Raw genomic sequence first — 13,568 nt, forward strand, 5'->3', positions numbered from 1 at the left:
TGTTTATATTAATAATAATACGGCTGGCACGGACCTCCGTAACAAGGAAACGGCGTTGGCGGATATGGCGGTGGGTATGGAGGATAGTAAGGTGGTCTAGGACCAAATGCTAATGCTCCGCCGATTAAGCCACCAGCAAGTCCTGCTAAGAATGGAACGCCGAAGAATGGTAAGAAGCGTGAGTCACTTACTGGGCCAATAGGTCCTGAACGAACTAGATAGGGCTGAGGGTATGGGTACATAAAAAAACCTCCTTTATTGGACTCATTGTTATCATATGGTGAAAAAGCATGGATGAGCGAGTACAAGAAAGGATATATAAGAAAATAGGCAATCATAGGTTACAAGTGCTGGAGAGTAAATACTGTAATTTCAGGGCTGGACAAAAAACGAAATGGAACACGTGTCCTTCCAAGTCCGCGATTTACATAAAGAAGTAATTCCTGGATATGATAAAAGCCTTCGATGTAATGTTTTGCTAGTGCTGGGGTAACGATTGCACCTAAAAAGGGAAGTTGCACTTGTCCACCATGGCTATGTCCAGAAAGCTGGAGATTCACTGGGAAGTTAGCGATTTTAGGTGCTATATCAGGTTCATGTACGAGTACAATAGTATATAGTTCTTTCTGCACATGTTGTAATGTTTCGTCGATTTCTGGTTTACCAAGAAGCATGTCATCGATTCCAAAAATAGAAATCTCGCTATTATCTAATAAGCGAATACGTTTTTCGGTATTTTGTAATACTTCAAAACCTGCATTACTCATAATTTGACTATAGTATTCGGTTCCATACCCACCATGATCGTGATTTCCGTAGATTGCAAATTTACCAAAGGGTGCACGGATGTTTCGTAAAATTGAAGAAACAAAAGGGATTTCACTATATGTTTGGTAGTCATCGATTAAATCACCAGTAAAAAGAACAATATCGGGTGCAGTCTTATTTATTTTTGAAACGATTGTAGAAAGGTGTTGGAGAGAAAAATAGTATCCTAAATGTAAATCACTAAATTGAACAATTTTCATACCATGAAAGTTTGGTGGAATGAGTGGAGAGCTCAGTGTATGATGACTCAAAGAAAGACAGTACGGTTCAATATACTTTGCATAGTAATAACCGATACTAGCCGTAATACAGGTATAGAAACAAGATCGTATTCCGTTTTTTATAAAATTTCTTCTTGTTATTTGTTTCATAGGAATATGAACGGGCCTATATAATGAAAAAAGTAGGAAAAGTATTATATGAATGTGGTGTAGGCCACAACAGCTCTCCTTTCTTTTTAATTCTTCTTAAAGAAGTATAATTGAGTCGATTAACCTTGTCATCTAGTGAAAATACAATTTAGTAGAATAGTCTAGAGTTAAGAGTATGGTTATTGTGAAAAAGAGGGATTGTATATAAAGATATCAGAAAAGTTTAAAAATATAAAGATTTCTATTAAATAAAGTGGTAAAATGAATATGCATTCATTTTTGGGAGGGGATATATTTGAAAGAAAAAGTAGTGATTATAACAGGTGGTTCAAGTGGAATGGGAAAAGGCATGGCAACTCGTTTTGCGAAGGAAGGGGCACGCGTTGTTATTACGGGACGTACGCAAGAAAAACTTGAAGAAACAAAAAAAGAGATTGAGCAATTTTCAGGGCAAATATTGACAGTACAAATGGATGTTCGAAATATTGAGGATATAAGTCGTATGATTGAATATATTGATGAAAAATTTGGACGTATTGATATTTTAGTTAATAATGCAGCAGGGAATTTCGTTTGTCCTGCAGAAGATTTATCTGTTAATGGTTGGAATGCAGTTATTAATATTGTATTAAATGGAACGTTTTATTGCAGCCAAGCAGTAGGAAAGTATTGGATTGAGAAAGGGATAAAAGGAAATATCATTAATATGGTAGCAACGTATGCATGGGATGCAGGACCTGGTGTCATTCATTCTGCAGCTGCGAAAGCGGGTGTATTAGCAATGACGAAAACACTTGCTGTTGAGTGGGGGCGTAAATATGGCATTCGCGTTAATGCAATTGCCCCTGGACCAATCGAACGAACAGGCGGTGCAGATAAATTATGGATTTCAGAAGAGGCAGCAAAACGGACACTGCAAAGCGTTCCACTTGGTCGACTTGGTACGCCAGAAGAAATTGCCGGCTTAGCTTTTTATTTATGTTCTGATGAAGCTGCATACATAAATGGAACGTGTATGACAATGGATGGTGGGCAGCATTTGCATCAATATCCGTTTTAAGAGGGGTTATATAAAGTAAAACATGGAGGATTAATGCCCATTCATGTGAGGTGAAATGTGACGAATTTGTGACATATGAAAGAAAAGTGTTTACAATAGGTTTAATATAAGGTATATTTAAGACCTCTTTTTTCTTCATAGTAGAATTGCTAATTCCCCTTAGCATTTTACCCCTCTAATCCCTTCAGGAAAACTGAAGGGATTTTTTATTATTTTTCTATACATATCATGTTATAATTTTTGAAAAGTAAAGGGAGGGAAACATTTTGGTAGATGCATTAGATGTGATGAGTAATTTGGATAAAGTCCTTCCTTATTATCAAGCTATTTTTAGTGCTGATCAGCATACAGTAATTGGATATGAAGTAGTAGGGCGTATCCAAACGGAAGAAGGGATACAAAGTCTTTCTTCTTTTTTTCATGATGATTCCATTCCAGGTGAATTCCAACTAGAGGCAGATAATGTCATAGTAGAAAAAGCATTAGAACGTTACTTGGAAACAAATCAAAATTTTTTATTGTTTATACATCGTAATGCAAACATATTAATGAACGATGAAGATGAAAGTTTACTTCATTTATTGTTAATGTATGAAAAAAAAGGATTGAATTTAAAGCATATCGTTCTAGAAATAACGGAGCATGAGTGTAAGGAAGATATAGAACAATTTAATCATTTACTTATGTATTACCGTACATATGGTATTCAAATTTCAATTAACAAAGTAGGAACAGGTACGAGTAATCTGGAACGGATTAGTGTATTAGCGCCTGACATTTTAAAGGTGGATTTAACGAATTTAAGACAAACAGCACTTTTACAATCTTATCAAGATATTTTATATTCTTTGTCGTTATTAGCAAGAAGAATTGGTGCGACATTATTATATGAAGAAATTGATGCTTTTTATCAGTTGCAATACGCTTGGAAAAATGGCGGCAGATATTATCAAGGGAATTATTTGAAAGAGTGTTTGCCAGACTTTATTGAAGCGGATATTTTAAAGGAACGTCTTGGTAATGAGTGTCATCAATTTATCCAGCATGAAAAGAAAAAACTACAAAAAATTTATCAATTGACAGAAACATTGCGTGATCAAATTGGGAATGTTTTATCTAAACAGAAAAAGAATGAAGACGTTAATGATTGGTTGTTACATTTCAGTCAACATGTATCGCAGTATAGTTTTCGAATCTTTATTTGTAATGAAGACGGTTTTCAGCAATCAGGAAACATTATGAAAAAAGATGGTAAATGGATTGTTATGCCAGAGTATTATATGAAAAATTGGAGCTGGCGCCCATATTTTTTAGAAAATATAATGAAAATGAGATTTGAAAATAAAGCAAGACTCTCTGACTTATATGCAGATATAGAAACAGGAGAGATGGTACGAACATTTTCCTTTCCAATTGATGATGAGCATTTTTTATTTATTGATTTGTCCTATGAATTTTTATATGAAGAAGATGTTTTATTTTAATGCACGAAGCAATTCGTGCATTTTTTTGTTTGTTTTTATCATAAATTGGTAATAGTGAAAAAGATGGTGAAAATGCTGTCTATCATTGTAAAGATTTTACGAACGAAATCATCCCTTTCTGTGCATAATCATTGTTACAATGAATACTACAAAGACAAGCTCTGTTAAAGGAAGGTGAAAGAATGAGAAAGTATGGAATTTGGTTTGTTCTATTTCTATGTGTTGCCTTTCTAGTTGGGTATAGTGTTACAACAGTTCTTGGTAAAGAAGAAATAAAAGTGGATCGAAAAGAGGTATTCACAACGATTCAAAAGGGATATGAGGCACAATTTTCAATTCGTGGAAAGCATTTATCGATGGATAAAATGTATGATGCGTTGTCACCTTATTTTACAAATAACTTCCTTCAAGTTTTTACGGATGAAAATAGTAATGGTGATAAACGAAGTGGTGAATATTTACTTCCTACAAACGAACCTCCTTTTTCTTTTACTTCTCAAACGAACTTAGCATATGATGAAGAACATAGACTTTTATATGTATATGAGCGGATGAAAAATGAACAATATCAAATTATTACATTGCAAAAGGAAGAAGGGAAATGGAAATTAGCTGGTTATCATGAGAGTCAGCAACTTTTGACGGAAATGCAAAAATTACAGGAGTTGAAAGAACAGGAATAGGTAAAGAGTACCTATTCCTGTTCTAGATTTAGTAATTGTTGTAATTTTTCAATTTGAAAACCAGAGACAACTTCTCCATCAATGACAACAGTTGGAGTTGAGTATGAGTTATAGTCATATAAAAGACGGTTGCGAGCTGAAGCATCCTTTTTGACATCAAATTCTTCATATGTTACGTTATTATGCTTTAAAAATTCTTTTACAATGGTGCAGGGTGGACAATCTGGTTGTGTATAAACCTCTATTTTTTTCATTTTAAATCCTCCTCTTTTTCTGCTTTTTATTATATTCCGCAGCTTTAAAAACCGCAATAAAGGAAGATAAAGATTTTCTTTCTGCTTTTTACTTCTTTTTTCGACAAATTTTAGTTGAGTTTCTTGCCAAGAAGCTTTATCCTAGAGTGTGGAACATTTTTTCTGTTATGACGGATAGAATGAGTATAGCTGTAAAACCTATTGGTAGGAAGATTAGAGAAAGGGGAGATTTCATGTCTCTACTCCAAGGAATTTTAACTCGACTTGTTAGTCTACAAGAACAAGCTGAAAGCGGTGAAGTAGCACAGCGCTATTTTGAAGTGAACGGTGAACGTAAATGTAGCGTGAAATTTTTTGATAAAAGTGAAATGTATGAGTTAGAAGTGTATCAACAAGGCGAAAAGCCACAAGTATATCAATTCGATAACATTGACATGGTTGCAATTGAGATTTACGATATTATTTCTTGATACATACAAAAAAGGTACCGCGAGAAGCGGTACCTTTTTTGGTTATTATAATAACTAATAGTAAGAGGGATAAGGAATTGAAGAAGAAATAGGGGAGATAACGATATAAAAAGCCCGATTGGTGAGGAGTGATTAAAGTTTCACTTTATATGTATAAGATTTTTGGGATCTTCCTACACTGGTATTAAAAGTTAGAAAGGAATGTGGAATGTGGAGCGATTACCAATTGTTGTTTGTCCAAAATGTCATATGTCATTTGAAATGGATCAAGTATTAACAGCTCAGTCTAATCAAAATGTAATTTATATTTGTCCAGCATGTAAGTATTCCATCCGAAATATAGAAACGAGTAAAGGATAATAAAGTCATATTTTGTTCTTTTGTCCCATACAATGAGAATGCAAAAAGTCTGTCTAATTGAAGGGACGTGACTATATGGACGGTGAGTATCGATTTTATAATGTATCAGAGAGGCATATGGATTTTGAAACAGTTTTCTCACACATTTGCACTTTTATTGAAAGGGATCCCCGAAATTTATATCGCTTATCTATTGGAACAGATTCACAAGCGCATCAAAAATATACCCGTTTTATTACAGCAGTGCATATTCATCGCGTTGGGAAAGGAGCATGGGGATGTTTGAAACATAAAGCAGTACATAAAAAACCACCGACCTTACGTGAAAAAATATATTTAGAAACACAATTTAGTCAAGAAGTTGCCTGTTTGTTTACACCGGAACATATAAGGCGTATATGGGAGATTTTACATCCATATGCTCATGAAGGAGCCGGATTTGTAATGGAAATTCATTTAGATATTGGAAATGATGGATTAACAAAAGAGTTTATTTCAGATATGACAGCAAAGGTTAAAGCAATGGGACTAACTGCAAAAATTAAACCTGATGCTTATGCAGCTTTTAGTTATGCAAATCGCTATACAAAATAAAAAAACTGAATCTTTCATCTATTAAATTAAGCGAATATTTTATATAATAAATAATAAGGAAAAGCATAAACATAAGGAGAGGGGTATATGCATAAGGAAATTACTTTAACAAAAGAAGAAAAAAGCTTGCTGTTAGATATTTTATTTCGTCAAAATTATGCTAGTGAAATTCTAGCTGTTGAGCTTACAGATATTGAAAGTGGCTTGAAAAAAGCTGATATTTCCCAATATAGAAGAATTACAAGGTTATTTAATCGATTAAAAAATGAAGGATACTAAGTGCTACCAGAAAGGTAGTCTTTTTTTTGTGTTCTATGGTAGAATGAACTGTGTATCATTATTTTTGTTGGAATAAAATAAGGACAAAATAATAATATGAAAACGCTATCATAAGATATGAATAGAAATGGGAAATAAAGTGAAACTTTTAAGCGTGGATATGATTAACTCTAAACAGTAAGCATTATGGATTGTCGATTGGAGATCATGCTAACAGGAAAAAGGGAGAAAAAGTGGGGGATATAATATGATTAGTATTCCAAAAGATGAGTTTCAACAAGTTCTTGTAAAGGATTTAATGATTTCATCAGAAAAAGTCGCGCATGTTCAAATCGGAAATAGCCTAGAACATGCTTTACTTGTTCTTGTAAAGTCTGGATATTCTGCGATTCCTGTTTTAGATCCTATGTATAAATTGCATGGATTAATAAGTACTGCGATGATTTTGGATGGTATTTTAGGGTTAGAACGCATTGAATTTGAAAAGCTTGAAGATATGAAAGTGGAGAATGTAATGAAAAAAGACATTCCGCATCTTGGACTTGAGGATTCATTTGCTAAAGCGCTAGAAATGACAATTGATCATCCATTTATTTGTGCTGTAAATAATGATGGGTACTTTGAGGGGATTTTGACAAGGCGTGCTATTTTGAAATTGCTGAATAAAAAAGTAAGACAACATAATCGATAAAGAAGGGTAAGCGACTTCGAATAAAAAAGAAGTCGCTTTTTTACCATGCGTCTCTTTTTATTTTATCCGGTTATTCGTGTTTAGTAAGACCACCAGCTTTAAGAGAGAAGCGAGAGAGGTGGACGCTAATAATTAGCGGGAGATGAAGACCACCTCCGCTGATTAAATTTTCGCTTTATATAGTAACTGGAGTAAACAAGTATAAAAGGTTAGGTAAAATGTCGATTCATCCGATTTTCTTGAAAACAAAAATGAAATAATGCATGTTAGAGAATAGTGCAACGTATATATTAAGGTTAGAAGTTTATATGTAAGATGAGGAAAGAGGGAGAAAGTTGCAAATTGATGATTTTCAAATGATGGTTGTTTTAGCACAGGAATCCAATATGAGAAAAGCTGCGGAGCGCTTATTCGTTTCACAGCCTGCACTCAGTCAACGATTACAATCAATGGAAAAACAGTGGGGAATGAAATTTTTTATTCGTTCTCAAAAAGGATTAACGATTACACCAGAAGGGGAAAAAGTGGCCAATTATGCGAAAGATATGTTGCGAAGAGAAGAGGCAATAAAAAGTGAATTAGCAATCTATCGTACAGAAACATACGGGACATTAAAGATAGCTGTGGCATCTGTGATTGGACAATATTGGTTACCACCTGTTTTAAAGAGGTTTGTACAAAAATATCCGTTTGTTAAAGTTTCTCTTTTTACAGGGTGGAGTAGTGAGGTGCAAAAGCACTTTTATGAAGGGGATGTGCATGTCGCTATATTGAGAGGAAAACAAGAATATAAAGGGCATAAAGAGCAATTGTTTGAGGATGAGTTGTATTTAGTTGACACAGAAATTAAAGATATTTCTATGCTGAAAGATACAAACAGACCGTTTATACAATTTAAAAGTGATTCGACATACTATGGACAAATTCAGAATTGGTGGTATGGTTTATTTTCTAATCCACCTAAACGAACGATTGTAGTTGATCAAATTGAAACATGTAAGCAACTCGTTTTAAATGGGATTGGTTATGCACTGCTGCCTTCTACTGTTTTAAAAGAAGTAAGAGAAAAGACGTATAAAACACCTGTTCAATTGACTCGAGAAACGTGGTTGTTGACAAGTGATTCTGCAAGGCAATTGAAACAAGTACAAGCGTTTTTAGATATTATAGAAGAAATTCAAATGGAAAAATAAGATTATTGTCTTGCTAGTAGCTCTTTCGTTTGGTAGAGTAACATTATAAATGGATTTAGGAGGCAACAAGCATGAAAATGATGGATGCAAACGAAATTATTTCGTTTATTCAAAAAAGCGAGAAGAAAACTCCTGTAAAGGTATACATAAAAGGGGATTTAAAAGAAGTAACATTCCCTGAAACAGTACAAGCATTTGTGAATAAAAAAGCTGGTGTTTTATTTGGAGAATGGTCTGAAATCAAGGCAGTTCTTGAAGAAAATAAAAAGTATGTTGTAGATTATGTTGTCGAAAACGACCGTCGTAATTCTGCAATTCCAATGCTTGATTTAAAAGGCATTAAAGCTCGTATTGAGCCAGGTGCAATCATCCGTGACCATGTTGAAATTGGTGATAATGCAGTTATTATGATGAATGCAACGATTAACATCGGTGCAGTAATCGGGGAAGGTTCAATGATCGATATGAATGCAGTGCTTGGCGGACGTGCTACAGTAGGTAAAAACTGTCACGTTGGTGCTGGTGCTGTACTTGCAGGTGTTATCGAGCCGCCTTCTGCAAAACCAGTTATCGTTGAAGACGATGTTGTAATTGGTGCAAACGTAGTTGTTCTAGAAGGAGTAACAGTTGGTAAGGGTGCAGTTGTTGCAGCAGGAGCGATTGTGACAGAAGATGTACCACCATATACAGTAGTTGCAGGAACACCAGCACGTGTTATTAAAGAAATTGATGAGAAAACAAAAGCGAAAACAGAAATTAAACAAGAACTTCGTCAATTAAACCCAGAAAAATAAAGAACGAAAGCGTAAGGGCAAATAAGCTCTTACGCTTTTTATAAATGGTGGTGGAGACATGACAGTCGGTAAATTTGTACAAATTCGTAGAGACTTACATAAAATTCCAGAGTTAGGATTTCAAGAGTGGAAAACACAACAATATATTTTAAATTATATCGGGACCCTTCCTAGTGAATATCTTGAAGTGAAAACATGGAAAACAGGTGTTATCGTTAAAGTAAATGGGAAAAAACCAGAAAAAACAATTGGCTATCGTGCAGATATTGATGGCCTACTAATTCCAGAGGAAACAGGATATGAATTTACTTCTGTTCATGAAGGCATGATGCATGCATGTGGTCATGATTTTCATACTACAATTGGTTTAGGACTTCTAACAGCCGCTGTAAATGAAAGGATAGATGATGATCTTGTTTTTCTATTCCAACCAGCTGAAGAAGGTCCAGGTGGCGCTCTTCCTATGTTAGAAAGTGAAGAATTGAAGGAATGGAAACCGGATATGATTCTCGGGCTTCATATTGCGCCGGAGTATCCAGTAGGGACAATCGCAACAAAAGAAGGATTGTTATTTGCCAATACATCAGAGTTATATATTGATTTAAAAGGAAAAGGTGGGCATGCAGCATATCCACATACTGCAAATGATATGATTGTTGCGGCAAGTCACCTTGTTACACAGCTCCAATCGGTAATTAGCCGTAATGTAAATCCACTTGATAGTGCAGTTATTACAATTGGTAAAATCACAGGAGGTACAGTTCAAAATATCATTGCAGAAAAGTCTCGTTTAGAAGGGACGATTCGAACTTTATCTGTCGAATCAATGAAACGAGTGAAAAGTAGAATTGAAGCAATTGTTGCAGGAATTGAAGCTGCGTTTCAATGTGAAGCTGTTATTGATTACGGAGCAATGTATCATCAAGTATATAACCATGAGGCATTGACACGAGAGTTTATGGAATTTGCATCAGAACACACTGATATGAATGTTATTACATGTACAGAGGCAATGACGGGAGAAGATTTTGGATATATGCTTCGTGAAATTCCAGGGTTTATGTTCTGGCTCGGTGTAGACTCTGAATATGGTTTACATCACGCAAAATTACAGCCGAAAGAAGAAGCGATTGAACAGACTATTGCTTTTTTAAATCAATATATAAGTTGGAAAGGGAACAGGGTTTAAACCTGTTCTTTTTTGATTTAAAGGATTGTAATATATAATGTTTTTTTTTTTGGAAATTCTAACACAATACTTTATAATGGTAGATGGAGGGATAAGTTGTTAGTGATTTTTAAATGAAAATGGTTGAAAACTCATCCCTCTTATATACTACAAGAGTGGACATATATGATAAAAAATTATGGAGGTTGATACATATGGCAGAACGTATGGTAGCAAAACAAGCTCCACGCTTTGAAATGGACGCTGTTATGCCAAACAAAGAATTTGGTAAAGTAAGTCTTGAAGAAGTTATGAAACAGGACAAATGGACAGTACTTTTCTTTTATCCAATGGATTTCACTTTCGTATGTCCAACAGAAATTATCGCGCTTTCAGATCGTTATGATGAGTTCGAAGATTTAGAGGCGGAAGTAATTGGTGTATCTACTGATACAATCCATACTCACTTGGCTTGGATTAACACTGACCGCACGAAAAACGGTTTAGGTGAATTAAAATACCCTCTAGCTGCTGATACGAACCATGTAGTATCTCGTGATTACGGTGTATTACTTGAAGAGGAAGGTATTGCACTTCGTGGTTTATTTATCATTAGTCCAGAAGGTGAATTAATGTACCAAGTTGTACATCATAACAACATCGGCCGTGAAGTTGATGAAGTAATTCGTGTTCTGCAAGCTCTTCAAACTGGTGGACTTTGCCCAGCAAATTGGAAACCAGGTCAAGAAACTTTAAACGTTTAATGATATAAAAATAAAAAGGTCTAACAATATTTTGTTAGGCCTTTCTCTACATATAAGGAGGAAGATAAAATGAAATTACGTGAACCTATGCCCTCTTTAGAGGGTGCGACAACAGTATTAAATGGAGACGTAGTACGCGAATCACTAATCGGTGAAAAGCCGACACTTGTTCATTTTTGGTCCGTTAGTTGCCATTTATGTAAAGAAGCGATGCCGGATATTAACAATTTCCGCGATGAATATAAAGAACAATTAAACGTTGTCGCGGTTCATATGCCGCGTTCAGAGGAAGATTTAGAGCTTGAACAAGTGGAAACAGTCGCAAAAGAGAATGGAATCACGCAAACTATTTTAGTAGATAATCAACATAAAGTTACAGATGCATTTGAGAATCAATATGTACCAGCATATTATGTGTTTGATAAAAATGGTGTACTTCGTCATTTCCAAGCAGGTGGAAGTGGGATGAAAATGCTAACAAAACGAGTAAATCGTGTGTTAGATGAAGCGAAACAAGAAGTGGAATAAAATCTGAAATTTTCTACTTACGCATTAGGGGCAGTTTGGAAGTGGAAGTTTCTTTTGATATGCGCAAAAACCTCCTTTTTCATTAGGAGGTTTTTGGTTTTTATCTCATATTAACGTGCAGTAAGCTCTTGCCTTAAGGTTTTGATAGATAGGGGGCAGACAACTACCTGCAAAAGTTTGACTCGTGAGGGCTTTCCATCAGTGAAGGATAAAGAATGCCCCTGCTAATGGAAGCTTTACTTTAAAAATAGTAGAAGATATGGGAGATACGCCTATTGGTTGTTAGTTGAGAAATGAAAATTGTACTATAGGAAATAGAACTGTATGTTTTAGTTTACTTTTTATACGGAAAATGTGTAAAATCAATGTGATACATAGAAAAAAGGGTGGGGAATCAAGTGCAGATTGGCAGTGCAATCTTATGTTTCTTTTTATATGCATATGTTATAATTGCAGCGGTTTATTTCGGAATAAGTTTTTATGCATACCGTCTAACAAATAAACGCGATTATGAAGAAACATATAAATGGGTGAAAGGTTACTTATCACCAGTATTAGAAATCATGAATGGATTTGTTCTTTTTTTATTTATTGGTTTAATTGCTTTTTCAACAAGCTTAGTTGGAAATAAGACAACGTTATTTGTAATTGGCGTCATTATTTTTATGCTTTTAGGTATTCGAATAGGCAATGCTGTGTTTTGGAATGAAAGGAAAATTGACGGGTGGACAGGTATGCTGATTCCAAGTATGTTAGCAGCTATCGTTACGAATATAGAACATGAATATAATCAATTACATTTTTGGTTAATCATCGTATTAACAATTCTTTCGGTCTTGTATATAAGTACAGTATTTTTAACATATTGTGCAAATGAAAAAGGTGATTCTCATGGTCGCCGATTTTTTCGAAGTCGAGCGTTATTTTGGAGTGTTCCCACGATGTTGGTCATTGGAATCATTGCACTTGTTGTAAATGGATATAACTTCACAGGATGGAAAGTTTTTTTAGAAACTTGGTGGATTTTTATCATTTCATTTTGTGCATTTTTAGGAGCAACACATTATTTGTTTCATCAACATCATTATAAATGGGCGCTCTTATTTGCTTTTACACAACTCTTATTCGCTTTTTTTGGTCAAGAAACATTATTATTTGTGTTTCAAACGTTTAGTTCATTTGGAAATATTTTTGTATTTGGTATGCTCATTTGTATCATCGCATTTTATTTGCAGCAGTATTTCTATATACAAAAACAAAAATAATTATAGGTTAATTGCTATTCTTTGTAGTGAATATAAAGTATGCTACAATAAATATGGACAGGACTTGATGTTATTGGAGGAATTCATGTGAGTGAGAAAGAAAAAGAATTTGCTGTCATTGGACTTGGACGTTTTGGAGGCAGTATTTGTCGTGAATTGGCTCAATTAGGTATGGAAGTAATGGCTATTGATCTTGATGAAGATAAAATAAATGAATTTGCAAATATTGCTTCACATGCAGTGATTGCTGATTCAACAGATGAAATGGTGTTAAAAAGTCTCGGTATTCGTAATTTTGATCATGTTGTTGTTGCAATTGGTGATAATCTGAATGCAAGTATTTTAACGACACTTATTTTAAAGGAATTAGGCGTGAAAAATATTACAGTTAAGGCGCAAAATGATTATCATGAAAAAGTGTTAAGTAAAATTGGAGCTGACCATATTGTTCACCCAGAGAGAGATATGGGAAAACGAATTGCAAATAATATCGCTTCAAGTAACGTATTAGATTACTTAGAGCTTTCAGATGAGCATAGTATTGTAGAGATTATTGCTAATAAAAAGATTGATGGGCACTCTTTAATTGAACTAGATATTCGTGCGGAATTTGGATTAAACATTGTTGCAATTAAGCGAGGGAAGGAAGTTATTGTTTCTCCTCGAGCTACAGAAACCATCCAGGCCGGGGATATTCTAATTGTAATTGGTCATGATGATGAAGTGGATCGTTTTAAACATTATTTACGATAGAATGAAATGAAAAAGGACAATGCCCAGGA

At 34.6% G+C, this 13,568-nt stretch carries 18 protein-coding genes; 15 read left to right on the forward strand and 3 right to left on the reverse strand.

Features of this window, described 5'->3' with window-relative positions; all coding sequences use genetic code 11:
• Positions 1 to 8: 8 nt before the first annotated feature.
• Positions 9 to 242 carry a hypothetical protein gene (locus HRG09_RS02725; RefSeq protein ID WP_174099227.1) on the reverse strand — a complete coding sequence of 78 codons (234 nt, stop codon included), beginning with the start codon at positions 240 to 242 and terminating at the stop codon, positions 9 to 11.
• A gap of 99 nt (positions 243 to 341) precedes the next feature.
• Positions 342 to 1,199, reverse strand: coding sequence for a metallophosphoesterase (locus HRG09_RS02730; RefSeq protein WP_174099228.1), 858 nt, complete (start codon positions 1,197 to 1,199; stop codon positions 342 to 344).
• A gap of 295 nt (positions 1,200 to 1,494) precedes the next feature.
• Here HRG09_RS02730 and fadH point away from each other — a divergent pair, with 295 nt between their 5' ends.
• The 3 genes from fadH to HRG09_RS02745 all read left to right on the forward strand — a co-directional run bounded on the left by fadH (position 1,495) and on the right by HRG09_RS02745 (position 4,426).
• Entirely contained in the window at positions 1,495 to 2,259 is a 765-nt protein-coding gene (fadH, locus tag HRG09_RS02735; RefSeq protein WP_174099229.1) for a 2,4-dienoyl-CoA reductase, read from the forward strand.
• Positions 2,260 to 2,525: 266 nt separating this feature from the next.
• The gene (locus HRG09_RS02740) at positions 2,526 to 3,743 is read left to right on the forward strand and encodes an EAL domain-containing protein (protein ID WP_174099230.1); all 1,218 of its coding nucleotides are present in this window, start codon (positions 2,526 to 2,528) and stop codon (positions 3,741 to 3,743) included.
• A gap of 182 nt (positions 3,744 to 3,925) precedes the next feature.
• A complete protein-coding gene (locus HRG09_RS02745) occupies positions 3,926 to 4,426 on the forward strand; it encodes a DUF3993 domain-containing protein (protein ID WP_174099231.1) in 501 nt (166 codons plus the stop codon).
• 11 nt (positions 4,427 to 4,437) lie between these two features.
• Here HRG09_RS02745 and HRG09_RS02750 read toward each other — a convergent pair whose 3' ends face one another.
• Positions 4,438 to 4,680, reverse strand: a complete 243-nt coding sequence (locus HRG09_RS02750; RefSeq protein WP_017151106.1) for a glutaredoxin family protein — start codon at positions 4,678 to 4,680, stop codon at positions 4,438 to 4,440.
• 233 nt (positions 4,681 to 4,913) lie between these two features.
• Between HRG09_RS02750 and HRG09_RS02755 the strand changes: the two genes are divergently transcribed.
• The 12 genes from HRG09_RS02755 to HRG09_RS02810 all read left to right on the forward strand — a co-directional run bounded on the left by HRG09_RS02755 (position 4,914) and on the right by HRG09_RS02810 (position 13,539).
• The gene (locus HRG09_RS02755) at positions 4,914 to 5,150 is read left to right on the forward strand and encodes a YkuJ family protein (RefSeq protein ID WP_000055151.1); all 237 of its coding nucleotides are present in this window, start codon (positions 4,914 to 4,916) and stop codon (positions 5,148 to 5,150) included.
• A gap of 210 nt (positions 5,151 to 5,360) precedes the next feature.
• A complete protein-coding gene (locus tag HRG09_RS02760; protein WP_174099232.1) occupies positions 5,361 to 5,510 on the forward strand; it encodes a hypothetical protein in 150 nt (49 codons plus the stop codon).
• A 75-nt stretch (positions 5,511 to 5,585) separates the two neighbouring features.
• Positions 5,586 to 6,104: a ribonuclease H-like YkuK family protein gene (locus tag HRG09_RS02765; protein ID WP_174099233.1), complete on the forward strand. Its 519-nt coding sequence runs from the start codon at positions 5,586 to 5,588 to the stop codon at positions 6,102 to 6,104.
• A gap of 87 nt (positions 6,105 to 6,191) precedes the next feature.
• Positions 6,192 to 6,383: an antirepressor AbbA gene (gene abbA / locus HRG09_RS02770; protein WP_174099234.1), complete on the forward strand. Its 192-nt coding sequence runs from the start codon at positions 6,192 to 6,194 to the stop codon at positions 6,381 to 6,383.
• Between the two features lie 247 nt (positions 6,384 to 6,630).
• A complete protein-coding gene (gene cbpB, locus HRG09_RS02775) occupies positions 6,631 to 7,074 on the forward strand; it encodes a cyclic-di-AMP-binding protein CbpB (protein WP_174099235.1) in 444 nt (147 codons plus the stop codon).
• 335 nt (positions 7,075 to 7,409) lie between these two features.
• The gene (locus HRG09_RS02780) at positions 7,410 to 8,267 is read left to right on the forward strand and encodes a transcriptional regulator CcpC (protein WP_174099236.1); all 858 of its coding nucleotides are present in this window, start codon (positions 7,410 to 7,412) and stop codon (positions 8,265 to 8,267) included.
• A 71-nt stretch (positions 8,268 to 8,338) separates the two neighbouring features.
• A complete protein-coding gene (gene dapD, locus HRG09_RS02785; RefSeq protein ID WP_174099237.1) occupies positions 8,339 to 9,061 on the forward strand; it encodes a 2,3,4,5-tetrahydropyridine-2,6-dicarboxylate N-acetyltransferase in 723 nt (240 codons plus the stop codon).
• Positions 9,062 to 9,119: 58 nt separating this feature from the next.
• Positions 9,120 to 10,250, forward strand: coding sequence for an N-acetyldiaminopimelate deacetylase (locus HRG09_RS02790; RefSeq protein ID WP_174099238.1), 1,131 nt, complete (start codon positions 9,120 to 9,122; stop codon positions 10,248 to 10,250).
• A 194-nt stretch (positions 10,251 to 10,444) separates the two neighbouring features.
• The gene (locus tag HRG09_RS02795; RefSeq protein ID WP_174099239.1) at positions 10,445 to 10,993 is read left to right on the forward strand and encodes a peroxiredoxin; all 549 of its coding nucleotides are present in this window, start codon (positions 10,445 to 10,447) and stop codon (positions 10,991 to 10,993) included.
• A 69-nt stretch (positions 10,994 to 11,062) separates the two neighbouring features.
• Positions 11,063 to 11,521, forward strand: coding sequence for a TlpA disulfide reductase family protein (locus HRG09_RS02800; protein ID WP_174099240.1), 459 nt, complete (start codon positions 11,063 to 11,065; stop codon positions 11,519 to 11,521).
• A 398-nt stretch (positions 11,522 to 11,919) separates the two neighbouring features.
• Complete coding sequence (locus HRG09_RS02805; RefSeq protein WP_174099241.1) at positions 11,920 to 12,786, forward strand: cytochrome C oxidase assembly protein; 867 nt, start codon at positions 11,920 to 11,922, stop codon at positions 12,784 to 12,786.
• A gap of 87 nt (positions 12,787 to 12,873) precedes the next feature.
• Positions 12,874 to 13,539 carry a potassium channel family protein gene (locus HRG09_RS02810; RefSeq protein ID WP_174099242.1) on the forward strand — a complete coding sequence of 222 codons (666 nt, stop codon included), beginning with the start codon at positions 12,874 to 12,876 and terminating at the stop codon, positions 13,537 to 13,539.
• The last annotated feature ends 29 nt before the right edge of the window (positions 13,540 to 13,568 follow it).

It is taken from the genome of Bacillus sp. Xin1, assembly GCF_013314535.1.
GTDB lineage: Bacteria > Bacillota > Bacilli > Bacillales > Bacillaceae_G > Bacillus_A.